Raw genomic sequence first — 22,192 nt, 5'->3', positions numbered from 1 at the left:
CGAAGGGGGATCGCCCTCCTTCAGGCTGTTCTCCTGCGCCATGATTGTGATCTCGGCCGCGTCCGGACAGCTCGGACGCCTGGTCGTCGACCGGCTCTCCGGCAGGACCGACGTGGTGGCCGTCGTCCGCGACCCCGCGCGGGCTCCGGAGGGCGTCCCCGTACGGCGGGGCGACTACGACGACCCGGCGAGCCTGCGGGCGGCGTTCGACGGAGCCGGCCGGCTCCTGCTGATCTCCTCGCCGGAACTCGACCCGGCCCGAAGGATCGCGCACCACCTGGCCGCGGAGTGCGGCGCGGGCCTTCTGACAACGCACCGCGCCCGCGGCTGATGGGGGCCGCGGCGCGGGCTCACGTTGTGGGGGGCGGACCTGAGAGCGAACGCGGGCCCGCCCCGGCCACATCGCCTGTTCAGGTGAAGTTGCGCAGCCGGATCGAGAGCATGCAGTTCTGGGACACGGCCTCGAGCCTGTAGTAGTGACTGGCGTTCAGGTTGTTGACCTTGAACGTCGTGCTGCTGGTCGCGAGGTACTTGGTGCCGTCCGCCACTCGGGTCCAGTTGTTCGTGATGTCGTACAGCGACCAGCTGACGCGGCAGATCGCGGAGCCGCTGGGGTTGAGCTTGACCTCCAGCCACTTCTGGGTGCTGTGCGGCTCCAGCGACCCCGTCGTGCACGAGATCAGCGGAGGGGCGTTGTTGCAGGTGCGGGTGCCGTACGGCTCGGCCGAGGCCGGTCCGGCGATCAGCACCGTTCCCAGGAACGCCGCCGCCACGGTGCCCGCCGCCGCAAGCCGTCGAGACGGCATGGGCACTCTGATCCTCCGTGATGCCACTTTGTCTCCTTGTTTTCGTGCCCCGGTTAGGGGCGGAAAAGTGTGCGAACCCGATCCGACCCGTAGAAGCCTTGGGTGAGGGATGAAAGGCTCCCGGGCCGTCCAGGCGCCGCATAAGGAGATGGTGAGGGGGACCGGTTCTGTCGGGTACCTGGAAGCTTTAAGGGGCGGACGCGGACGTCGGCGCGTTCCCAGATCATCGGGCTGCGGACGCGCAGCTCAGCCTCCGTACGCCGGCCGTGGAACCGGCCCGCGCGACGGGCGGCTCGCTCATCGGCGTATCCCGAACAGGAAACGGGTCGCGCGGGTGCGGCGCACCACCAGTTCGTACGCGGCGACCGTCAGGGTGAGCGAGGCCGCCACGATCGCGACGTACTTGACCGGCGTCGCGGCGTCCCACCGGACCACGCCGTACGCGACGGCGACGAGGATCGGCTGGTGGAGGATGTACAGCGGCAGCACGGCGGCGGCCAGGTAGCCGTACAGCCGCCTGCCGAGGCCGGCCCGCGGCGCCGGATGCGGCCCTCCGGGGCCGCGCCCCGGCGAGGACGAGAGAGCAGGGGCGGTCGGCTCCGTCCCAGGGCTCCGCGCGGTGCGGCGGCGGTCGAGCAGGCCCAGGATGGCGACCAGGCAGCACCAGCCGGCCGCGCCGTACAGCGCGCGGACCGTGATCGCGAGCGCGGTCATGTCGGTGAAGGGGTCCGCGCCGAGGGCGTCGCCCGCGATCAGGAAGCCCGGCATTCCGATCCCCAGTAGAACAAGCGCGGAGCCGAGCGCGGGGCGGGCGTCCCGCCGCATCGCGACGCGGAACCGCTCGTCGGAGGCGAGCACGAACCCGTACAGGAAGAACAGCAGGTATGCCCAGCGGCTCCACCCGGCGAACGGCTTCTCCATGCCCGCCAGGGCGGTGATCAGGGAGATCGGGAGCGCCGGAAGCGCGAGGATCGCCCCGCGCGTCCGCACGGCGGCGGCCAGCCGTTCGCGGATCCGGCGGCCGGGCTCGCGCGGCAGCCAGCGGACCAGCGGGGCGAGCAGCAGCGCGTACGCGAGCAGCATCACCACGAACCACAGATGGCCGGACTCGAAGTGTTCGCCCTGCACGACGAAGGGGAACTCCGACAGGTCCAGCCGTACGTCGAAGAAGCGCGGCAGGAAGCGCGGATACGACTCCTGGTAGGCGGGGTCCGCCCGCAGCCTCAGCCACTGCGGCACCGGTAGGAGGGCGATGGTCGCGAAGACCAGGGGAACGCCGAGCCGCAGCAGCCGTTCCACCGCGAACCCGGCGGGCCCGCGACGGCGGAGGGAGTGCCACGCGCCGAGCCCGGCGATGAGGAAGAGCATCGGCATCGCCCACACCACGGCCAGGCCCGCCACGACCGTGGTCGCCTCGGTGGTCTCGGCGTTCTTGACGTAGTAGTCGTCGCCCGTGTCGAACACCAGCGCCGCGTGGAAGAACACCAGCCCGACCACCACGAGCGCGCGGATGACGTCCAACTCCGGCCGTCGCGTCTGGGGCGGGTCGCGGTGCGCCGTCGTCATGCTGCCTCCGCCGGGTCCGCGTCAGCCGGGTGCCGCCGTGCGTGAAAGGCTCAGTTTGCTGCCTTTTGCGGCACGCTGCCAGACCCGTCGGGGAACCTCGGCGAGCGTGCCGGACCCGTCGGGTAACCTCGGCGCGAGTGCCGATACACGGGTGCGGATCGGTCGTGACGAGTTCTCGCCAACTTTCCTGACCGCCGGCGTCTCTTACCGGGTATGCGATTCGTGATCTATCGGAGCACAACCATGGCTCGGCCCGGTCGTTCCCGGGCACCGTTTCCCCTTCATCTCGACGGCGGTACGGGCTGCCGGACGGCAGGGGTGGCACGGTGCGCGTTCATCTAGGCATCGCGGCCAGGCGCGCCGGTGTCCCGCTGCCGCTCGAGGCCCTCACCACGGCCCGCGAGGCCATAACGCGGGCCTTCCCGGTGCCCGCCGAGACCGTCGTCGCGCATGAGTGGCATTCCGCGCGCGGCCACATCTCGCTGCTCTCCTGGTCGAACGAGCCGGAAGACCACGGGCTGCCGGTGATGCTGCGGCGTGACGGCCGGGTGGCGGGCATCACGGGACATCTCGGCAGGCCGTCGGACGCCGACACGCTGCTCGCGGCCTCGCGGCTGGGCGAGACGATCGGCCGTACCGGCGGCTGCTTCTCGGTCCTGCGGGCCTGCGACGACGACCTGGCCGCGGCGACGGGCAGCACGGGAGCCTGCCCGATCTTCTACGCGGAGACTTCGGACGTCCATGTCGTCGGCACCCGTGCCCTGCTCGTCCACCTGGTCGCGCAGGCCGCCCGGACCGGCTCGGCGTGGCCCGAGATCGTCTGGGACCTGCCGGCTCTTGAGTCGATGGTGCGGACGGGGTACTTCCTCTCCGACGAGACCCCGTTCGAGGGTGTGACGGCGTTGCCGCCCGGTGGCGAGATCAGGATCGCCGGCGGCCGCCGCATCGTCACGGTCGTCCCGCTACCGGCGGCGCGTCCCATGCCGGCGTCCAAGCGCGACATCCGCGCCCAGGTCGGCGAGCTGGGCGACGCGCTGCTCTCGTCCGTCGAGCCGCTGCTCGGCACGGCCGAGCCGGTGCGGCTCTCGCTCACCGGAGGACGGGACAGCCGGTTGCTCGCCGCCCTGCTGCACGGCGCCGGCATCCCCTTCGTCGCCACGACGAGCGGGAACGACGGCGACCCGGACGTGGAGCTCGCGCGGCGCGTCGCCGCCGCGCTGGGCGTCGAGCATCGCGTCCACCGGCCGAAACGGTCGCCGGACGGCGAGAGCGTCGTCGTCCCGCATCCGCTGGTTCGCGCGCACAACGTCCGGTACGCCTGCGAGGGCATGCTGTCGGCGTACGAGAACGTGCCGGGACCGGCGCGCTTCGATCCGGCGCCGCGCATGTCGGGGCACGGCGGGGAGATCCTGCGCGCCGGTTTCCTGCACAACCAGGAGGACCCCGGCCACAAGGCGGTCAGGCGCCGGATGGAGGGCTTCTACGCGAAGAACGCGGACCTGCTGACCGAGCGGGCCAGGGAGCACGCCCAGGCGCTGGCCTCGCCGTGGCTCGCGCGGTGCCACGAGAACCCGGCCGAGGCGCTCGACCACTTCTACGTCACGTATCGCGTCGGGCGGTGGCACGCCGCCTCGCGCGCCTCACTGCTGCGTACGAGCAATCCGATCCCGCCGTTCCTGGACAACCGTGTCGTACGGGCCGCGCTGAGCATGGACCCGCTGTGGAGGCGTTCCGAGGACGTCGTCCACCGGGTGATCGACCACTTCGCGCCGGAGCTGCGCGGCATCCCGATCGAGGGCAGGCCGTGGCGTTTCGCGGTGGAGCGTTCCGACCACGGCTTCGTGAACCGGATCCTGCGCCGGCGCGCACGGACCCGGCCTCCCGTCGCCGGCGCAGCCGGTGGAACAGGCGGCGGGAAGCCGTGGAACTGGCGGTTGACGCCCTCCGAGGAGGTGGCCGACCTGCTGCGCGCGGGCATCGCCGCTCCGGGCGAGGCGCGGGTACGCGAGAGCCTGGCGAGTCTCGTCGAGGGCGACGAGCTCGGCCGGTTCCTCGCGATCCTCCCGCGGCGGCGGATGGACGTGGTCTGGAACCTGTACGCGGTCGCGACCATGATGGCCGACGGGTTCTCGGACCCCTCGCCTCCCGGGCTCGCGCCGCTGCGGATTCCCCGTCCGGGCTGAGCTCGGCTCCCGCCGGCCACGAGGGTCAGGAGCGGCCGGTGTCGTCCCCGTCGAGTTGGTCGATGAAGGCGAGAACCCGGGCGCTGACCCGCTCCGGGAACTCGCCGTTGAGGGCGTGGGAGGCGTCGGGCCACAGCTCGACCACCCCTCGGGCGAGCAGCCGGCGGGCGCGTTCCGCGGCCCGGCCCGGGTGGTGGATGATGCTGCGCCCGGCGATCACAGCGAGGGTCGGCACGTCGACCGCGGCGACCTGTTCGTCCGAGGGGTACGTCGGCGGAGGCAGGAAGGCGGTGAACTCCCGCATCCCCGCGGAGATCAGGTCGGCGACCGGCTCGTCGCCGGAGAGGTCGGCTCCGCCGGAGATCCAGCTCAGCAGCCGCAGCCGCCACGACTCGGGGAGCGGCCCCACCGATCCCAGCGAGACGGCGACCGTCTTCCAGGTGATCCGGCCGAACAGGCAGGCGGGGTCGAGCAGGCTCAGGGAGGCGACCTTCTCCGGAGCGTGCCTGGCGAGCTGGAAGGCGGTCCACCCGCCGATCGACACCCCGAGCAGGTGCGTCCGGTCGAGGCCGAGCCCGGTCAGGAGTTCCGCGAGCCACACGCCCTGGTCGGCCGCGCTCGCGAACGGCTCGCTCTGCACCGAGAGGCCGGGCTCGCCGAGCAGGTCGATGGTGTAGACGGCGCGGCGAGACGCGGTGAGACCGGCGAGGTTCGGCGCCCACATCGGGGTGGACGCGGTGCGTCCCGGCAGCAGGAGGAGCGGCCTTCCGGCGTCGGCGCCGTCGGTGCCGAAGCGGTAGACGCGCACGGTCCCGAAGCCGGTCGGCACGTCCTGGACCCCGCCGGGAGCCGGAAGGTCGGCCATGGCCCGGTCGTAGTTCCGCCGGTAGCGCGCGTAGGCCGGCGCGTCCGGGAAGTGCCCGAGGCGCCGTCGGCGGAACTCGGCTCCGATGTTGGGCCGCACGAGGTCATTCACGTACGGGTCCTCCGTTCCCCGTTGGCAGTACGATCGTATTGTATCGATATCACGATACGGTCGTATTGCGAAAGAGGGAGGGCGGGCCGTGCCCAAGCAGGTCGACCACGCGGCTCGGCGGGAGGAGATCGCCCAGGCGGCGCTGCGGCTGTGCGCGCGAGACGGCCTGGCCGGAGTGACCATCGGGCAGGTCGCGCAGGAGGCCGGCGTCTCCAAGGGGCTCGTGCAGCACTACTTCGCGGGGAAGGCCGATCTGCTGCGCGCCAGCGCCCACGTCATGCGAGGAGAGATCGAGCGCCGCATTCTCGAGGCCGTTCGGGACGCCCGCGGCCCGGCGGACACGCTGCGGCGCGCGCTGCTCGCGGTCGTCGGGCTGGGTGTGACCGCTCCGATCCCGCTGCTCGCCGGGCACGCGTTCCTGGCCAGGGCCGTCGGCGATCCGGAGATCCGCGACCTCTATCGCGCCGGCGGCGACGCCGTCCATCGCGAGATCGCCGCGCTGGTGGCGGCCTCCGGCCCGGCCGCGGACGTCGACCCCGGCGCGGAGGCGCACGCGCTGCTCGGCCTCGCGCGCGGCCTCGCCGACGGGGTGCTGCTCGGGGAACTGGCCGTGGGTGACGCGGCCGCGATCGTCGACCACCACCTCCGGCGGATCCTGCCGGGGGCCGCGACCGGGTCCGATTCGCCCTCCTCGTCGCGGCCCTCCGGGTGACGATCGTCAGACGTCGTTCGGGCGGGGGCGGCGGAAGCCGTACGTCTCGTGTCGCCGGACGAACCCGAGCGAGGCGTACAGCAGGGCCGCGGGGGTGTTCTCGGCGTTGTGGTTGACGGTGACCGCGGTCATGCCGTCCGCCGCCATGCGTCGTATCGCGTACAGCATGGCGGCGCGGGCGAGGCCGCGGCGCTGGAAGTCGCGATGGGTGCCGACCGGCTCGAAGTGCCCGATCCCGTTCCGGTCGTCCGTCCAGTAGACGGTGAACGCGGCGATCCGCCCCTCGGGCGACTCGACGACGATCTCGCGGGCGGGGTCGTAGCCGGGCTTCTCCATGACCGCGGAGCGGTACAGGTCTCCCGTCCAGCTCTCCTCGAACGAGTTGTTGCGGGCCTCGGCGAGCCCGGCGGCGTCGTCCGGGCGGGCGCCGCGCACGACGAACCCCGCAGGGAGCCGGGGCTCGGCGACCTGGCCGGACAGATCGCGCTCGTTGACGTGGTCCCAGACGCGGAAGCGGGTGAACCCGAGCTGGCTGAGCAGGTCGGCCCGCACGGTGTCGCAGTCGAAGAGGTCGGTCAGCACGAAGGGCTCGTCCTCGCCCATGAGGCGGCCCGTCGTCTCGTACGCGGTGCGGAGCATGTGTGACTCCGCCGCGGTCCCGCGCAGCGAGGGCGCGGTGAACACGTCGAAGGCCGCCCCGAAGCGCAGGTTGATCGCGAGCCCGGCGACGCCCCCGACGCCCTCCCAGACGTGGACCAGCTCGCCGACCGGGCGTCGGCCGCGGAGGTTCTCGTAGATGCGGTGCGGCAGCTCGCCGATGTGGTCGTAACCGCAGCGGCCCGCCTCGGCGATCCAGTCGGCGAAGGTCCGCTGGAGGAGTGGCATGTCCGCGTCGGCGTAGGGGCGCACGGTGAGGTCGTTCGCGATGGTCACCCGGCCATCATTCCGGGGCGGAGCATCCCGCTACATCGGGTTTTCGGCGTGTGACATATGCATACATATAGGTGGCGTATTTTCCTGGCGATCCCGGAAGGTGATCGGCGGTCGCCGTGACCGCGATCGCGCCGCCGAGCTGCGGAAGGCCGCCGCCGAGATCCGCCCGCTGCTCGACGCCTCCGCCGCCGCGTGGAGCCGACGCGGTCAGGTCCCGGAGCGGACGATCGGCGACGGCGAGAAAGCTTCAGCCGGTGAAGGTCGGATCGCCGGGAGTGATGATGAGGCGGCGGGTTCGGTACTTCACCGGGCGGCGTCCTACCGGCAGGTTTTCGTCTCGGCCGAGCAGTACTTGATCTCGGGGTAGCGGGTCGACGGCTCGTCCAGCAGGGGTTGGGGCTGCTTACGCAGGTGCAGGTCGAAGAAGGCCGCGACGTACGTGCGAGTGATGTCCATCGCCCGGACGCCGGGGACGTCGGCGCCGACGTCGATGCCGATCTGGTCGACCAGCACGCCGAGGTCGGTGAAGGACGTGTGCTCCGCCCCGGTCATCAGGAGCCAGCGCTTCCAGCCGGTCAGATGCTTCCAGTCGCGCTCCCAGGTGGCGGCCGGCTCTCCCTTACCCGGGGTGTAGGTGGACGACCTGCCCAGGAACAGGAACGGTCGCGACAGCCCACTGTCCGGGATCGGGAGATCTGTGGTGCCGTCCATGTCGATGCCGGCGCGTATCCGGGAGTCCTTGAGCATGGCCGCGGTCGCGCTCGCTCCTCCGACGGAGTGGCCGGCCATCGCGATACGAGACGGGTCGATCAGGCGGGTTCCCTTCCATTTCGAGTGCGACCCGGTCAGTTCGTCGAGCACGAAGGAGACGTCGGCCGCCCGGCTTTTCACCAGCTTCTCCCACCACGCCGGATCCTTGTCCATATCGCAGGTGACGCAGGTGGTCACCCGTCCGTCGGGGAAGGTGGTGGCGACATTCTCGTAGGTGTGGTCGATCGCGGCCACCACGTAGCCGCGGCTGGCCAGATCCTCGGCCAGCCCCGTGAGTTCGGCCCGGGGCTTGGTATGGCCGGGGGAGAGCACGACGAGGGGGAGACCGTGCTTGCGACCTGCCGGGTTGGCGTCGGTGAAGGCGTTGGTCCGCGTCTTGCTCAGCGTGTCGGCCGGCACATTGGTGATCTTCGCGCCCTTCAGAAGGAGCTCGGACTCCTTGGGCGTCATGTACTGGGCCCGCTTACGGCCCGGCGACTTGGCCGGGTACCACAGGGAGACCATGAGCTCCCGGGCTTTCACGGAAGGGACCCAGGGGTCGGGGCGGGAGGTGTCTTTCAGGTACAGGGACGTGGTGCCGACCGGATTCGACCCGGTCGGCTTGGGCAGGTAGGGCGTGCTGCTCGATGTCGCCGAAAGGCCGGCCGAGGCGGGCACGGCCGAGGACGAAGCGGACGCGGGCCCGGCCGAGGCGGGCGCGGACTGCGCGAACGCGGACGACGTGGTCGCCGCGAAGGCGAGCAGCCCGGCGACGACCACACCGCCGCGCGGGATCCGGCCCTTTCCGCTCCGGGAGCCGCCCCGCCCGCCGGCGCGCGCCGGTGCGGCCGCGCCGCCGTACCGTCTGCCCGTGTCCACCGGTTCCGTCACATGCCCCATGAACGTGTCCGTCCTTCCGATCGAGACGGCCGCCTTGGCGCGGGGAGTCCCGCGGCGGCCTGATGGCAGGGACGAGGCTAGAAGCGGCCGATGTCCACGCGCGTCGCCCGGCGGACCTAGATCGCATACCTCCGGGGAACGACCCGCCCGCGGCGTCATCCTTGCGATGTACTCCCAACGGACACCGCCCTGGTCACTGAGGCCGATGCGCTGCGGATGGCGCGAACGCGACAATCTTCCGGTGGCAGCGGACGGACGACGGCTTTGGCGGCAGTACGTGCGGAACATGTTGCGGCCGGAACCGCGAAGCGCCCGTCCGTCCAACAGGGCTCTCGCGGCCGACGCGCTGCTTGCGATCTTCCTGACCGTCGCCGCGCTGATGGCGGCGGGGGGACTCCCCGGCCAGGTCCATCGCGTCGACACGCAGCTGCGCCCTCTGATCGAGTTGCTGCAACTGCGGCCTTCTCCGCTGCCTCCGTCTCCTCCGGCAGTACCGTCTCTTCCGGCATTACCGGACCCGGGCATCGACGCCCAGTCGCCCGTCCCGGTGCTGATCCCCCCAGTGCCCGGCGTCGACTCCAACGAGTACGAGCCACCCGTGCTCCTGGTGGCGCTGACCGCCTTGCCGCTGGCGACCCGGCGCAGGTATCCGCTCACCACCTTCTGGGTGGTGATGTCCGCGGCGCTGGCCACGAACGGCGGCGAGACGTGGATCACCGTACTGACCTGCGCGATCGCCGCCTACAGTGCCGTCGCCCACAGCCGCAACCGAGTGCCCGCCGTGGCCGGCCTCCTGCTCGCGGCCGTGCTCGCCGGTGCCGTGGACCGGGACATCGTGTCCAGCCTCCCCAGCCTCCCCAGCTGGCTGGCCCCCTACCTCGTCCTGCTGAGCGCCGGGGTCTGCGCGAGCATCGTCCGGTTCTTCCGGCAGAGCCGGGATCGGCTCACCGAACTCCAACAGGCCCAGGAGGACGCCATGCGGAAGGCGGTCGAGACCGAACGTTCCCGGATCGCCGCCGAACTCCACGATGTGGTGACTCACAATGTGAGCGTGATGGTGATCCAGGCGGGCGCGGCGCGCAAAGTGATGGACGCCGAGCCGGAACTGTCCAAGCAGGCACTGCTCGCGATCGAAAGCAGCGGCCGAGCCGCCATGGCCGAACTGCGCAACGTCATGGGCCTGCTCGCCGGGCCGGAAAGCGGGCGCGCGGGCGACGAGGGCGACGGGCTCGAACCGCAGCCCGGACTCGACCAACTCGACGGCCTCATCGAGCGGGTACGCGCCGCGGGGGTGTCGGTGGACGTCGCGCTCTCGCCGCCGAGTCCCCTGCCCGACGGGGTCGGCCTCACCGTCTACCGCGTCGTGCAGGAGGCCCTGACCAACACGATGAAGCACGCGGCCGGCGCGGCGGCGTCCGTCACGATCGGCCACAGCGGCGACTGGCTGGAGATCGAGGTCACCGACACCGGCGGCGTGCCGGGCCCCCAGTCCCGGGCCGGCAACGGCCGCGGGCTGATCGGGCTACGTGAGCGGCTGGCCGTCTACGGCGGGACCCTGGTCGCCGGCCCCAGTGCCGGAGGCGGATATCGGATCACGGCCCGCATTCCCTGGACCGCCGCATGAGCGGGCCGCTGCGCGCGGTCATCGCCGATGACCAGGCGCTGGTCCGCACCGGGTTCCGGATGATCCTCGCCGCCGACGGCATCGAGGTGGCGGCGGAGGCGGCCGACGGAGCCGAAGCGGTGGCCGCCGTTCGGAGCACCAGGCCGGACGTCGTGCTCATGGACATCCGGATGCCGCGGATGGACGGCATCGAAGCCACCCGCCAGATCATGAGCGGTGGAGCGAGCGAGACCCGCGTCATCGTCCTGACCACTTACGATCTCGACCACTACGTCTACGCCGCTCTCACCGCCGGCGCCAGCGGCTTCCTGCTCAAAGACGTCAGCCCCGAGCACCTGGTGGCCGCATTACGTCTGGTGCGCTCCGGCGACGCCCTGCTCGCGCCGACCATCACGCGCCGCCTCATCGAGCGTTTCGCGCCCCGTGACGAGGCGAAGGCCAACCTGCACCGCGACCTGTCCGAACTGACGCCACGAGAGCTGGAGGTGCTACGGCTGCTCGCCACGGGCCTGAGCAACGCCGAACTGGCCGATCGGCTGACACTCAGCGCGACGACGGTGAAAACGCACGTTGCCCGCATCCTGTCCAAACTCGGCCTCCGCGACCGTGTTCAGGCCGTCGTGCTGGCCTACGAGACCGGACTGATCTCCCCCGGCGGCCCACTGGGCGCCCGCTGACCGGCCTCGCCGTCCGCGGTGTTCGGCATCGCGCCTGAAGAGCGTGAAGACCGGCGAGCCGATTGCACCGCGCCACCTCCTGGACCGCCGTCGCTCTGCCTCAGCCGCGCCACTCCCCGGTTGGACAGTCGCCCGCGCCGACGTCACGCGGGGAGCGCTTCACCACGACTTTGCCGACAAGGAAGAGGTCTTCGCGCGGTTCTGGAGACGATCGAGGGCGACATCTTCGACCGCGTCGTCGCCGCCCTGAGCGTCCGGTCCAGCGGATCCTCCTCCAGGAAGGCCCGTAGGTGCTGGGCTGGAGCCGCTGGCAGCACCTCGACAACCCCCGGTGCGCCCGCCGCCTGCTGGCCCGGGGCCTCGCCCCGGCCGTACGGGCGGGCCTGATCGTCGAACAGCCGGCCGAGCCGCTGACATGCGGCGGCGCCCCACGGATCAAAGAGAGCGGGAGACTCGGTTGACATCGTCGTTCTCTAAGGAGAGCATTGCTCTCGAAACAGAGCGACGCGCTAGCGATTCTCGATGGGAGCCGTCCATGTCCACCCTCCACTCGTCCCGTGCTCGGCTGGGCGCCGGTTCTCTCGCCGCCGCCGGGGTGCTGTTCCTCCTCTATCCGCTGGTCCGGCCGTACTCGGACGAGACCACCCTGGCCGGCGCGCGGGCGATGGCCTCGTCTGCCTGGGTCGCGGCGCACCTGTTCGCGGTGGCGGGGTTCGTCCTGCTCACGCTGGGCCTGCTGGCGCTGCACCTCGTGCTCGACCGGCGCCCGTCGCTGCCCGCCGTGGTGGTCACGTCGGTCGGCGTGGGGCTGACGCTCCCGTACTACGGAGCCGAGGTGTTCGGCCTGAACGTCATCGCCGCCCGCGCCCTCCAGAACCAGGACGCGTCACTGCTCTCGCTCGCCGACGACTTCCGGTACGGCCCCGCGGCGGTCACGATGTTCGGGGCCGGGCTCCTGCTGCTCGGCGTCGGCGTGGTCCTGGCGGCCGTCGCCGTCTGGCGTTCGGGTGTGCTCGCCCGGTGGAGCGCCGTCCCGCTGGCCGTCGGATTCGCCCTCTTCATCCCGCAGTTCTTCGGCCCGCCCGCGCTCCGGATGGCGCACGGCGCGCTGATCGCCGTCGGGGCCCTGTGGGCGGCCGTGGAGCTGTGGCGGGCCCGCCGCGTCTGAGCGCGCCGCGCCCGCCCATCCTTAGACGCCGCGGAGTGACTGCACGGTGCGACGCGGGGCAGGGGGCGGTCAGGGACAGCGGGGCGGGCGAGCCCGTCCGCGGACCGGTGAGGGGGAATCGTCCATGGCCAGGCAGACCATCGCCGAGCAGTTCGTCGACATCCTCGGTCAGGCGGGCGTACGGCGGATCTACGGCGTCGTCGGGGACAGCCTCAACCCGGTCATCGACGCCATCCGCCGGGCTCCCGGCATGGACTGGGTGCAGGTGCGGCACGAGGAGACGGCCGCCTTCGCGGCGGGCGCCGAAGCGCAGCTCACCGGGAACCTGGCGGCGTGCGCGGGCAGTTGCGGCCCGGGAAACCTGCACCTGATCAACGGTCTGTACGACGCGCACCGGAGCATGGCGCCGGTGGTGGCGCTCGCGGCGCAGATCCCGAGCAGCGAGATCGGCACGGCCTACTTCCAGGAGACGCACCCCGACCGGCTCTTCGCCGAGTGCAGCCACTACTCGGAGCTGATCTCGCACCCCTCGCAGATGCCCCGGGTGCTGCAGACGGCGATCCAGCACGCGGTGGGCCGCTCCGGTGTCTCGGTGGTCAGCCTGCCCGGTGACATCGCGGCCCGCGAGGCGCCCCAGCGGGCGGCCGAGCTGGCGCTGGTCACCCGCCGTCCCACCATCCGTCCGGCCGACGAGGAGATCGACGCGCTGGCCGCGATGGTCGACGACGCCCGGCACGTGACGCTCTTCTGCGGCAGCGGCACGGCGGGCGCCCACGACGAGGTGATGGCCTTCGCGGAACGGGTGAAGGCGCCGGTCGGCCACGCCCTCCGCGGCAAGGAGTGGATCCAGTACGACAATCCGTACGACGTGGGCATGTCGGGGCTGCTCGGCTACGGCGCGGCGTACGACGCGATGCACGAGGCGGACCTGCTGATCCTGCTCGGCACCGATTTTCCGTACAACGCCTTCTTGCCGGATGACGTGCGCATCGTCCAGGTGGACGTGCGGCCGGAGCATCTGGGCCGCCGGTCCAAGCTGGACCTGGCGGTGTGGGGCGACGCCCGCGAGACGCTGCGGGCGCTGCTCCCGCGCGTGGCCGAGAAGGCCGACCGCAGGTTCCTGGACCGCATGCTGAAGAAGCACGCGGACGCGCTGACGACGGTCGTGGACGCCTACACCCGCAACGTGGAGGGGCACGTGCCGATCCACCCGGAGTACGTGGCGTCCGTCCTCGACGAGGAGGCCGATGACGACGCCGTCTTCACCGTGGACACCGGCATGTGCAACGTCTGGGCGGCGCGCTACCTCACGCCGAACGGCCGCCGCCGGGTGATCGGCTCCTTCAGCCACGGCTCGATGGCCAACGCGCTGCCGCAGGCGTTCGGCGCCCAGCTCATCGATCGGGACCGCCAGGTCGTCTCGCTGTCCGGCGACGGCGGATTCTCCATGCTGATGGGCGACTTCCTGTCGCTGGTCCAGTACGGCCTGCCGGTGAAGGTGGTGCTCTTCGACAACTCCTCGCTCGGCATGGTGGACCTGGAGATGATGGTCGCGGGCCTGCGGCCGTACGGCACGACATATCCGCACACCGACTACGCCGCCATCGCGCGGGCGGCCGGGGCGTACGGCGTGCGGGTCGAGGACCCGAAGCGGGTCAGGGACGCGCTGCGCGAGGCGTTCCGCCACGGCGGGCCGGCCCTCGTGGACGTCGTCACCGATCCGAACGCCCTCTCCCTGCCGCCGCGCGTCACGGGGGAGCAGATCGCGGGCTTCGCGCTCTCGGCCGGGAAGATGGTGCTGAACGGCGGCGTCGGGCGGATGGTCCAGATGGCCCGCGCCAACCTCCGCAACATCCCTCGTCCCTGAACGTCTGCATCCGACAACTTCCACCGCATTGACAAAAAAAGTTGTCGGTGACATCGTGGGCGCATGTTGGAAGTCGCGGTGATCGAAGATCCGTCGGCGGCCGAGGTCTCACTGGATCCCATGCGTGCCCGGCTGCTGGCCGAACTGGCCGAGCCGGGGTCGGCCACGATGCTGGCCGCCCGGGTGGGCCTGCCCCGGCAGAAGGTGAACTACCACCTCAAGACCCTGGAGAAGCACGGGCTGGTCGAGCTCGTGGAGGAGCGCCGGAAGGGCAACGTCACCGAACGGGTGCTGCGCGCCACGGCGGCGTCGTACGTGATCTCGCCGGTCGCGCTCGCCGGCGTGCAGCCGGACCCCGCCCGCTCGCCCGACCGGCTGTCGGCGCGCTGGCTGGTCGCCCTGGCCTCCCGGCTGGTGAGCGATGTCGGCGCCCTCATCACGGGCGCGGCCCGGGCCCGCAAGCGGGTCGCGACGTTCGCGCTGGACGGCGAGGTGCGGTTCGCCTCGGCGGCGGATCGCGCGGCGTTCGCGGAGGAGCTGACGAACGCCGTCACCGCGCTGGTGTCGAAATATCACGATGAGACGGCCGAGGGCGGTCGCGACCACCGGGTGGTCGTCGCCGTGCATCCGAGCGTGAAGGCCGTGACCGAGCCCATGACACAGACGAAGGAGTCCTGACATGCCGCACGAGTTCGAGGTGCGCGAGGAGATCGCCCTGGACGCCACTCCCGAACAGGTGTGGGAGGCGATCGCCACCGGACCGGGGGTGGACTCCTGGTTCATGGGACGGAACACGATCGAGCCCCGGGAAGGCGGCAGGACGCGCCAGGAGATCATGGGCTTCCCGTCCGAGGCCACCGTCACCGCCTGGGAGCCAGGGAAGAAGTACGCCATCCGGACGGACGACAACCCCGACGGCACGTTCATGGCCATGGAGTACCTGATCGAGGGCCGTGACAGCGGCAGCACGGTGCTCCGGTTCGTGCACAGCGGCTTCCTTGGCGACGACTGGGAGGCGGAGTACGACGCCCTCAAGGTGGGCGACGGCATGTACCTCCGCAAGCTCGCCGTCTACCTCCGGCACTTCACCGGCCGGACCTCCGCGCACAACGTCTTCGCGGTCGGACCCCAGGTGGCGGACAAGGAGCGGGTCTGGTCGGCGTTCGCGGGCGTGCTCGGCCTGTCCGGCACGGAGGTCGCGGAGGGCGTGCCTGGGCGGCTCGCCGTCGAGGGCCTCCCCCCGGTCGAGGGGGTCGTCGAGTTCGCCCGGCGGCCCGGCTTCCTCGGCTTCCGTACGGACGAGGCCCTCTACATGCTGATCCACGGCTACCAGGACGCGGTCGTCGCCGAGCACCACGACTTCTCCGGAAGCGTGGACGGGGCGCGCCTCGACGAGGCCTGGCAGTCCTGGCTCACCCGGTCCTTCGCCTGACCGGGGTCAGCCGGACACCACCTCGACGTCGTAGAAGCAGAAGTGGTCCTTGATCTGGGCGACGTCCGGCTTCGGGGCCGGATACGCCCAGACCAGGTCCTCCGCGTCCGGGCGTGACCAGTAGGACGCCGTGCCCTTGAACGGGCAGTAGGTGTGGTTCTCCGACGGCGTCAGGAGGTCGGTGCGCACGTCCTCCGGAGGCAGGTAGTAGCGGACGGGCAGTCCCGTCTCGCGGAGCAGGAGCGGGCGGCGGCTCTCGGCGAGGAGCACGCCGTCCTGCTCGACGCGTACGTGCTGGGTGCCCTGCTCGATGGTGATGCGGTGTCCCTCGGACACGGTGCCTCCTCGCTCGTTCCTTGGCGGCTCTCTTCGCTGTCAGCACCGCGATGCGCGGAAATAGTCCCCGTCGAGGGGGTTCGTGGGGGATTTCGCTGATCGCGGGAATTCGTCGCTGCTCGGGCGGTACGGTTCCCTTCGTGTCGCGACGATCATCGGTGGCCCTTTGGGTGGCCGCCCTCGTTCTCGCCGTCGCCCCTTACGCGCTCCTGCTGACCGACGCGGGCACATACGAGTTCTCCATGACCACGTACGGCGGATGCCCGGGGTTCGAGCTGAACAACGACCTGAGCGCCTATCTGATGCCGCTCGGGGTGGCCCAACCCCTGGTCGTCGCGGCGGGATTCGCCGTGTGGGCGACACTGCTCAGGAGGGGCGCCGCGGTTGGAGCCGGGCGGTGGGCGCCCTCGTCACGATCGCCGTGGCGCTGCCCGATGTCGTCACGCTCTCGCTGCTCGCCGTGGATCGCGTCCTCGACGAGGCCTGCGCGGCCACGTGGGAGCAGTGGCTCCACGGCTGGTCGATCCTCTGGTATTTCCACGGGCCGCTGATCGCCGCCGTGGTCGTCGTCGCGGTTTCGATCCGGCCCGCACTCAGCCGATCTTCCGTACACGGCTGACGGATCTCCGCGGCCTCCTTTCGCGGCGAGGCTGTGCGACCTGTTGCCGCGCACACGTAACGCTCAATTCCGGATCGATGGGGCGGAACCACCCGATCGGTTTATGAGTTATCTCGATAAAGGGTTATTTGAAAACCGAAAAGCGGATATGTGACATCGGTCGACTCGGCGCGTTGTTCAATGCACCATTGTTGATTAGCGTGATCGGCGTGAAGGCGCCGCCCCCTTCACCCGTGTTCCGTGTACCGAGTCATGCGAGGAGATCGTCTTGGCCAACCTCGATCGTGAGGCCATGCGGGCGGCCGCGGCCCGGATCCAGCGGCTGTCGGACGAGCACTGGTCGACGCTCGCCCCCTCCTGCCGCCTGATGGAGGACGGCGCGTGGGTGGGACCCGCGGGTGACAGGTTCGGTGTGGAGGTGCGGGCCGCGCAGCGGGAACTGCAGGACCTGCTCACCGCCGCGGCGCGCAGCGCCCGGGAGAAACTGGCCGCGCTACCGGACACGGCATGACGACCCAGGGGTTCACCGGCGTCAAGCAGCCCGACTTCGACACGATGACGGCCGGACACACCCGCGCCGCCGGGCAACTCGACCGGCTGGCGCAGGCGCTGTACGGCGAGCTCCAGGGAGCCGGGCTGGACACCGGGCCCGCGTTGCGCCTGCGCGACCTGGCCCGCCGCGTCGGCACGCAGGCCGAGGACCTGCGGCGGCGTCAGGCGATGATCCAGGAGATGGAGCGGCAGCGGGTCGCGTTCGGCACCTGTACGCCCGGCGGCGGCACGCTCTTCGGCATGCCGGACGCCCTCGACGCCGCGCAGGGATTCCTCGACGGCGCCGTGGCGGGCCGCGCCGCGTCGAGCGTCGCGAGCGGTGACACCGCCGCCCTCGCCAAGCTGGAGAAATACGCGGCGAAGGCCGGGAACGCGGACTTCGTCAAGGCGTTCCTGAACCAGCTCGGGGCGAAGGGCGTCACCGAGCTGCCCGGTTCCCTCGCCGCCGCGTTGAGGGCAGGCCGGCTGAACGGCGAGACCGAGGCCGTGGCCGGACTGTCGGCCCGGGGGAAGAAGACCCTCCGTATGTTGAGCGACATCCTGTCCAGGGCGACGGACCCGAAGAATCCGGCGTACATGGGCGAGGGATTTCTCAAGGCTCTGGCGGAACAGGGGCGCGCGGAGCACACCTCGGGCGACGTCCAAAGCTATGCGGGTTACCAGGCCCAGGCGTTGATCTGGGCCGCCCACGACGGGAAAAAGCCATTCTCCCGGAAATTCATGGAAATCGTGGGACGCGACGCGGTCGTCTACGAGCAGGAGCAGTACAAGGACAGGTGGTCGTTCGGCGCGGGCGTCGGGCTCGGCAAGGTGCCGCTGTACGACCTGGCCGCCGCGCTCGGCCTGGGCGGCCTGCTGAAACCGGATCCACAGGTGGGCGCCAAGGACAAGGCGTCGGTCGTGGACGACCTGCTGCGGGTGGCCGGGACGGACAAGGACGCGGCGCACGCCCTGCTCGACCACACCCCGCCCGGGTGGAAGCAGTCCGTTCTGGAGCATCTGCTGACGACCCGACTGGACGCCTTCCACTTCAGCGGCGAGTTCGGAGCCTTCGAGCGCGTGTTGCTGGCCGGGACCACCGGCCAGGACCCGACCTCCCGGAAGCTGGCCGCCGAGATGACCAAAATCCTCGCCGACGAGGTACGCGGAGCGTTCGGGAAGGCGGGAGACGGCAACCTGGAGGTCACCGACAAGGACGTGCTCGACCGGCTCGCGCCGCTGCGCTACCCACTCGCCCGTGCCATCGCGGCCAACATCGACCAGTTGTCCCGGCTCCTGCTCCATCACGACACCTTCGGAAAGGTCGCCGCCCAGGACATGTCGTACGCGCTGGCGCTGGCGACGACCGACGAGGCGGGCTTCGAGGCGCTGATCCGCGCGCAGACCGAGCACATGAGGGCGGCGCTCGACACCGTGCCCCCGGTGGGCCTCGACCGGTCCAACCTCAAGCGCTTCGGCTTCACCGAGGCCGAGCTCAAGATGTTCGACTTCGACGAGGACGGCCGGGTCGGCAAGGCGGACGTCCACCAGTTCCTGGTGGACCGCACCGTGGCGGAGGCGCGCCCGTTCGCCCATCTGGTCGAGATCCGCCGCCAGGCGCTGATCGCCGAAGGGCAGTACGACCAGAAGGCGGACGAGTCGCTGCGTGCCATGGTCCGCGACGCCATCGGGCTGTTCCCCGTCCCGGGCGCGAAGCAGGTGGGCGCACTCGCCGACGGCGCCTTCGGGAAGCTGCTCACCAGCCAGTTCGACAAGGCCACGGGAGCGGCGTACGACGAGATCTCCAAGCAGGTCGCCCACCTCATGGCGGCGGAGGGACGCAGCCTCGACGCGACCTACCAGAACGTCGCCGACAACCGCCTCGCCGTCGAACGCCTGACCGAGCAAATGATCGCCACCACCATGCTCAAGAAGGGCATGTTCGATGACGTGCCGTTGAGTGTGTCGACGTTTACCACCGGCCGGCCTCCGGTGATCAAGCCGTTCGCAGAGATGACGCCGCAGCAGTACAGCGATTTTCTCAGGTGGGCGAGCAGGAGCGGCATGGACAACGACGTGCGAGATCGCTTCAGTCGAACTTTCCGTGACACTACCGAAGTCGACGATTACCTCGGTCTTCAGATTCCGCCTGCTTCCGGGAGCGGTAAGTGAGACTCTGTCGCCTGCTGATCTCGACGACCGCGGCCGCGTTGCTCGTCGGGTCATGCACATCCGGCGAAAAGGATGTGCGCGACCCCGATCCCGTCGCCACGCCGCCCGTCGTCAATTCGGCGCCCTATCTCTGCGAGCTGGTGCCGGAGCAGGCGTTTCGGCTGGTGAGCGGTGTGACGAAACCGCAGACCGCGAAGACGGACGGAAGCGACGAAGACGGCGAATGTCTGACACCAGGCAACAGCCCGTACTCGCTGGTGGTCGGTTGGAAGCAAGAACGACCGGCAGCCTCACGGCAATATCTGACGGGCGTCCTGGATGACTGGCTGGCGGTGTACCGCAGGCACGACGGCGTCGTGCTGCCCGTTGACCTTGGCGAGGGCATGGCCGTGCACATGCCCGATGGCCCCTTCGGCGAGCAGCCGTATCGCGTGGTGGCCAAGTTCCGTTGTGACGGGCAGGAGCGACTGGTCACGCTCTACCTGTCCCAGGTCGCCAAGGGCAGGGACGCGATGGGGGACTTGATCGCGCTGATGCGGATCGCGCAGCGGCGTTACGGCGAGGTGCACGGGTGCGTGCCGGGCACATAGCCGGACGCCCGCGACGGGCTACGCGTACCACATGCCCGGCAGGGCGTGGCGGACGTTGTCCAGTGCCTCGGGGGTGCGGGTCCGGACCCACAGCCACGACCGGCCGTCGTCGCGCAGCAGCGCGTCGGGGCCGAAGAACCACCGGATCGCCGGCTCGTCCGCCGGATAGCCGGGGAATGGGGCGAACGTGTAGCGGGCTTCCAGCGCGGCGACGGTCGCCGGATCGAGTTCCCGGTTGTCCGCGAGGTCCTCGTCGGCGAACAGCGACTCCGACATGACGATCTCCACGAACGCCGACGAGAGCCGGTCGATCCAGGGCGCCCAGCGCTCGGCCTCCTTGTCCAGCATGTCGCCCCGGAAGACCGTCGGCGGGTCGTCCCGGTCCAGCTCGGCCAGGGGGATGCCCCACTCGACCACGTGCTGGTTCTCCAGCCGGTAGACCAGCACCTCGCCCGTCTCGTCCACGTACAGCGAGTCCGGTGGGAGCAGGTGGTCCTGGTTACCGGTCAGGTCGTCACGCAGCCCGACCAGCGCGTACGCCTCCCGGAGAGCGGCGGGGAGCCGGAGGCCGAGGCGCTCCTCGGCGGCGTCCAGCTCGGCGGCGTTGTGGCCGTCGCCGGGGAGCAGGGGGCCCACCCACTCGGCGGCGAACCCCCGGATGAACGCCCATGCGTGCTCCCGGCCCTGGACGGCGCGGGCGAGCTCTGCCGCGAGATCGAATCCGTTCGGCACGGGACGGATCATACGGAGATCAGGCGGGACGGAGAGCGGAGAGGAGGACGCGGAGCTCGCCGATCCGGAGCAGCCGCCCGGCGAGGGGATAGAGCACGGCGGCGGCGGTGCCGGCGGCGAGCAGGACAACGAGGGATCCGCTCCACCCCGTCCCGATGGCGGGGGCGAGGGCGCGGGTGACCGCGATCGCGGCGAAGCCGGCGCCCACCGCGGCGATCGACGTACGCGTGTGGGTGGAGAGCAGCCGGTGGCCGTCGACGCGTCCGAGCCGCGCCCGCAGGACGAGCGCCGCGGTGAGGAGACCGACGGTGCTGGCCAGCGCGTACCCGGCGGCGAGGCCGATGAGCATCGCGGATCCGGGGACGAGGGCCGAGGCGGCCCAGGCGGCGGCGGCCGTGACGGCGGACACGAGGACGCCGATCAGCGCCGGTGTGCGGGTGTCCCCCAGGGCGTAGAAGCCGCGGATCAGGATCTGGTACCCGCAGAAGGGCACAAGCGCGAGTCCGTACGCGGACAGGACGGAGCCGGTCAGCGCGACCGCCGACGGCGTCGCGCTTCCATGCGCGAACAGCACGGTGGCGATGTGCGGGCCGAGGGCGATCAGGAGCGCGGCCACCGGCAGCAGCGCGACGCCGGACAGGCGCAGGCTCTGGGAGAGCTCGGCGGTGACCTGGCCGAGGTCGCGCCGCGCGGCCGCCTGGCTCATCCTGGGCAACACTCCGGTGATGAGCGACACCGTGATGATCGCGTACGGCAGTTGGAACAGCGTGTACGCGTTGGCGTAGACGCCGGTCGCGCCGGCACCGACAGTCGTGGCGAGCCGGCCGACGAACAGCAGGGCCGCCTGGCTCGCGACGACGGCGACGACCGTCCACCCGGCCATGCCCACGATGCGCCGGAGCCCGACACCGCGGACGTCCACACGCAGCCGGGGACGGAAGCCCGCCCGCCGTCCGGCGTGGGCGAGCAGCAGCATCTGTGCGGCGACGCCCGCGGTCGTGCCGACGGACAGCAGCAGCGTCTGCGCCGGGGTCAGCTCCTCGATGCGATGGCCGCCCCCGAGAGCCAGGTACGCGACGGCGGTGACGATGACCACGACGTTGTTGGCCACCGGAGCCCACATGGGGGCGGCCATGCGTCCTCGGGTGTTGAGAACGGCGGCCAGGGCCGCGCCCGCGCCGTAGAACAGCACCTGCGGCAGGAAGAAGCGGGTGAAGGTGATCGTGAGCTGCCGCTGCTCCGGGGTGTAGCCGGGCGCGCACAGGTCGACGATCTGCGGGGCGAACACCATCGTGAGCGCGACGGTGACGCCCAGGGCGTAGACGATCAGCGAGAGCAGTCGCTGGGCGAACGCATCGTCGCCGTGCCGTACGAGGAGGGGGACCAGGACGCCGGCGAGGGCACCGCCCAACACCAGGTCGTAGATGGAGTTGGGCAGAGTGTTGGCCGTGGTGTGCGCGTCGAGCAGCCGCGATCCGAGCCCGAGCGCCGCGACCAGGGCGAGCGTGCGGCCGAATCCGGTCACCCGGGAGACCAGCGTGGCCAGGGCCATCGCCCGTCCTGCCTTGACGAGACGCGGCTGCGGGCGTCCGTCCTGTGGTTCGTCCATCGGCTCTGC

General features: G+C 71.0%; 22 protein-coding genes. 14 read left to right on the top strand and 8 right to left on the bottom strand.

Going from position 1 to position 22,192, the window contains the following annotated elements; translation table 11 throughout:
* Window positions 1–40: 40 nt before the first annotated feature.
* Window positions 41–331: an NAD(P)H-binding protein gene (locus AWQ68_RS12830; protein ID WP_174554102.1), complete on the top strand. Its 291-nt coding sequence runs from the start codon at window positions 41–43 to the stop codon at window positions 329–331.
* A gap of 79 nt (window positions 332–410) precedes the next feature.
* Here AWQ68_RS12830 and AWQ68_RS12825 read toward each other — a convergent pair whose 3' ends face one another.
* Both AWQ68_RS12825 and AWQ68_RS12820 read right to left on the bottom strand, forming a co-directional pair.
* The gene (locus tag AWQ68_RS12825; RefSeq protein WP_066939676.1) at window positions 411–806 is read right to left on the bottom strand and encodes a hypothetical protein; all 396 of its coding nucleotides are present in this window, start codon (window positions 804–806) and stop codon (window positions 411–413) included.
* Between the two features lie 297 nt (window positions 807–1,103).
* Window positions 1,104–2,372: an acyltransferase family protein gene (locus tag AWQ68_RS12820; RefSeq protein WP_066939674.1), complete on the bottom strand. Its 1,269-nt coding sequence runs from the start codon at window positions 2,370–2,372 to the stop codon at window positions 1,104–1,106.
* Between the two features lie 326 nt (window positions 2,373–2,698).
* Between AWQ68_RS12820 and AWQ68_RS12815 the strand changes: the two genes are divergently transcribed.
* The gene (locus AWQ68_RS12815) at window positions 2,699–4,555 is read left to right on the top strand and encodes an asparagine synthase-related protein (RefSeq protein WP_066939671.1); all 1,857 of its coding nucleotides are present in this window, start codon (window positions 2,699–2,701) and stop codon (window positions 4,553–4,555) included.
* Between the two features lie 25 nt (window positions 4,556–4,580).
* Here the strand turns inward: AWQ68_RS12815 and AWQ68_RS12810 are convergent, their stop codons facing one another.
* The gene (locus AWQ68_RS12810; RefSeq protein ID WP_066939668.1) at window positions 4,581–5,531 is read right to left on the bottom strand and encodes an alpha/beta fold hydrolase; all 951 of its coding nucleotides are present in this window, start codon (window positions 5,529–5,531) and stop codon (window positions 4,581–4,583) included.
* 88 nt (window positions 5,532–5,619) lie between these two features.
* On the opposite strand from AWQ68_RS12810, the gene AWQ68_RS42345 reads away from it, so the two are divergent.
* On the top strand, window positions 5,620–6,243 hold the full coding sequence (locus AWQ68_RS42345) for a TetR/AcrR family transcriptional regulator (protein WP_066939665.1): 624 nt from the start codon (window positions 5,620–5,622) through the stop codon (window positions 6,241–6,243).
* A gap of 6 nt (window positions 6,244–6,249) precedes the next feature.
* Here the strand turns inward: AWQ68_RS42345 and AWQ68_RS12800 are convergent, their stop codons facing one another.
* Window positions 6,250–7,176 (bottom strand): GNAT family N-acetyltransferase, encoded by a 927-nt coding sequence (locus AWQ68_RS12800; protein ID WP_066939663.1) that lies wholly within the window; start codon window positions 7,174–7,176, stop codon window positions 6,250–6,252.
* Between the two features lie 318 nt (window positions 7,177–7,494).
* Window positions 7,495–8,826, bottom strand: coding sequence for an alpha/beta hydrolase family protein (locus AWQ68_RS12790; protein ID WP_157545234.1), 1,332 nt, complete (start codon window positions 8,824–8,826; stop codon window positions 7,495–7,497).
* Window positions 8,827–9,112: 286 nt separating this feature from the next.
* Here AWQ68_RS12790 and AWQ68_RS12785 point away from each other — a divergent pair, with 286 nt between their 5' ends.
* From AWQ68_RS12785 to AWQ68_RS12760, 7 genes are all read left to right on the top strand, one after another.
* The gene (locus AWQ68_RS12785) at window positions 9,113–10,450 is read left to right on the top strand and encodes a sensor histidine kinase (protein WP_084463960.1); all 1,338 of its coding nucleotides are present in this window, start codon (window positions 9,113–9,115) and stop codon (window positions 10,448–10,450) included.
* On the top strand, window positions 10,447–11,127 hold the full coding sequence (locus AWQ68_RS12780; protein ID WP_066939658.1) for a response regulator: 681 nt from the start codon (window positions 10,447–10,449) through the stop codon (window positions 11,125–11,127). Before AWQ68_RS12785 ends, AWQ68_RS12780 begins: the two co-directional genes overlap by 4 nt.
* Window positions 11,128–11,417: 290 nt before the next feature.
* Window positions 11,418–11,588 carry a hypothetical protein gene (locus AWQ68_RS42340; protein ID WP_157545232.1) on the top strand — a complete coding sequence of 57 codons (171 nt, stop codon included), beginning with the start codon at window positions 11,418–11,420 and terminating at the stop codon, window positions 11,586–11,588.
* 74 nt (window positions 11,589–11,662) lie between these two features.
* Window positions 11,663–12,295, top strand: a complete 633-nt coding sequence (locus AWQ68_RS12775; RefSeq protein WP_066939655.1) for a hypothetical protein — start codon at window positions 11,663–11,665, stop codon at window positions 12,293–12,295.
* Window positions 12,296–12,419: 124 nt separating this feature from the next.
* Window positions 12,420–14,162: a pyruvate dehydrogenase gene (locus tag AWQ68_RS12770; RefSeq protein ID WP_066939653.1), complete on the top strand. Its 1,743-nt coding sequence runs from the start codon at window positions 12,420–12,422 to the stop codon at window positions 14,160–14,162.
* A gap of 63 nt (window positions 14,163–14,225) precedes the next feature.
* Window positions 14,226–14,840: an ArsR/SmtB family transcription factor gene (locus AWQ68_RS12765; RefSeq protein WP_066939650.1), complete on the top strand. Its 615-nt coding sequence runs from the start codon at window positions 14,226–14,228 to the stop codon at window positions 14,838–14,840.
* A gap of 1 nt (window position 14,841) precedes the next feature.
* Window positions 14,842–15,594, top strand: a complete 753-nt coding sequence (locus AWQ68_RS12760; RefSeq protein ID WP_066939649.1) for an SRPBCC family protein — start codon at window positions 14,842–14,844, stop codon at window positions 15,592–15,594.
* A gap of 6 nt (window positions 15,595–15,600) precedes the next feature.
* Here the strand turns inward: AWQ68_RS12760 and AWQ68_RS12755 are convergent, their stop codons facing one another.
* The gene (locus AWQ68_RS12755; RefSeq protein WP_066939646.1) at window positions 15,601–15,930 is read right to left on the bottom strand and encodes a DUF427 domain-containing protein; all 330 of its coding nucleotides are present in this window, start codon (window positions 15,928–15,930) and stop codon (window positions 15,601–15,603) included.
* A 397-nt stretch (window positions 15,931–16,327) separates the two neighbouring features.
* On the opposite strand from AWQ68_RS12755, the gene AWQ68_RS12750 reads away from it, so the two are divergent.
* From AWQ68_RS12750 to AWQ68_RS12735, 4 genes are all read left to right on the top strand, one after another.
* Window positions 16,328–16,549, top strand: coding sequence for a hypothetical protein (locus tag AWQ68_RS12750; RefSeq protein ID WP_066939644.1), 222 nt, complete (start codon window positions 16,328–16,330; stop codon window positions 16,547–16,549).
* Between the two features lie 268 nt (window positions 16,550–16,817).
* Window positions 16,818–17,060, top strand: a complete 243-nt coding sequence (locus AWQ68_RS12745; RefSeq protein ID WP_066939641.1) for a hypothetical protein — start codon at window positions 16,818–16,820, stop codon at window positions 17,058–17,060.
* Window positions 17,057–19,252 (top strand): hypothetical protein, encoded by a 2,196-nt coding sequence (locus tag AWQ68_RS12740; RefSeq protein WP_066939638.1) that lies wholly within the window; start codon window positions 17,057–17,059, stop codon window positions 19,250–19,252. The genes AWQ68_RS12745 and AWQ68_RS12740 overlap by 4 nt, the downstream gene beginning before the upstream one ends.
* Window positions 19,249–19,842: a hypothetical protein gene (locus AWQ68_RS12735; RefSeq protein WP_157545230.1), complete on the top strand. Its 594-nt coding sequence runs from the start codon at window positions 19,249–19,251 to the stop codon at window positions 19,840–19,842. The genes AWQ68_RS12740 and AWQ68_RS12735 overlap by 4 nt, the downstream gene beginning before the upstream one ends.
* An 18-nt stretch (window positions 19,843–19,860) precedes the next feature.
* Here AWQ68_RS12735 and AWQ68_RS12730 read toward each other — a convergent pair whose 3' ends face one another.
* Together AWQ68_RS12730 and murJ are read right to left on the bottom strand one after the other, a co-directional pair.
* Complete coding sequence (locus AWQ68_RS12730; protein ID WP_157545228.1) at window positions 19,861–20,574, bottom strand: SMI1/KNR4 family protein; 714 nt, start codon at window positions 20,572–20,574, stop codon at window positions 19,861–19,863.
* Between the two features lie 19 nt (window positions 20,575–20,593).
* On the bottom strand, window positions 20,594–22,183 hold the full coding sequence (gene murJ, locus AWQ68_RS12725) for a murein biosynthesis integral membrane protein MurJ (RefSeq protein ID WP_084463922.1): 1,590 nt from the start codon (window positions 22,181–22,183) through the stop codon (window positions 20,594–20,596).
* Window positions 22,184–22,192 lie beyond the last annotated feature (9 nt).

It is taken from the genome of Microtetraspora fusca, assembly GCF_001570365.1.
GTDB lineage: Bacteria > Actinomycetota > Actinomycetes > Streptosporangiales > Streptosporangiaceae > Microtetraspora > Microtetraspora fusca.
This window is presented reverse-complemented; position numbering and strand designations above follow the sequence as displayed.

What these genes read in the sequence shown, in the direction of transcription:
- AWQ68_RS12790 (WP_157545234.1), bottom strand. Translation starts at nt 8,826, where the DNA reads ATGGGGCATGTGACGGAACCGGTGGACACGGGCAGACGGTACGGCGGC.
- AWQ68_RS12775 (WP_066939655.1), top strand. Translation starts at nt 11,663, where the DNA reads ATGTCCACCCTCCACTCGTCCCGTGCTCGGCTGGGCGCCGGTTCTCTC.
- AWQ68_RS12760 (WP_066939649.1), top strand. Translation starts at nt 14,842, where the DNA reads ATGCCGCACGAGTTCGAGGTGCGCGAGGAGATCGCCCTGGACGCCACT.
- AWQ68_RS12830 (WP_174554102.1), top strand. Translation starts at nt 41, where the DNA reads ATGATTGTGATCTCGGCCGCGTCCGGACAGCTCGGACGCCTGGTCGTC.
- AWQ68_RS12780 (WP_066939658.1), top strand. Translation starts at nt 10,447, where the DNA reads ATGAGCGGGCCGCTGCGCGCGGTCATCGCCGATGACCAGGCGCTGGTC.
- AWQ68_RS12825 (WP_066939676.1), bottom strand. Translation starts at nt 806, where the DNA reads ATGCCGTCTCGACGGCTTGCGGCGGCGGGCACCGTGGCGGCGGCGTTC.
- AWQ68_RS12740 (WP_066939638.1), top strand. Translation starts at nt 17,057, where the DNA reads ATGACGACCCAGGGGTTCACCGGCGTCAAGCAGCCCGACTTCGACACG.
- AWQ68_RS12765 (WP_066939650.1), top strand. Translation starts at nt 14,226, where the DNA reads ATGTTGGAAGTCGCGGTGATCGAAGATCCGTCGGCGGCCGAGGTCTCA.
- AWQ68_RS12820 (WP_066939674.1), bottom strand. Translation starts at nt 2,372, where the DNA reads ATGACGACGGCGCACCGCGACCCGCCCCAGACGCGACGGCCGGAGTTG.
- AWQ68_RS12770 (WP_066939653.1), top strand. Translation starts at nt 12,420, where the DNA reads ATGGCCAGGCAGACCATCGCCGAGCAGTTCGTCGACATCCTCGGTCAG.
- AWQ68_RS12785 (WP_084463960.1), top strand. Translation starts at nt 9,113, where the DNA reads ATGTTGCGGCCGGAACCGCGAAGCGCCCGTCCGTCCAACAGGGCTCTC.
- murJ (WP_084463922.1), bottom strand. Translation starts at nt 22,183, where the DNA reads ATGGACGAACCACAGGACGGACGCCCGCAGCCGCGTCTCGTCAAGGCA.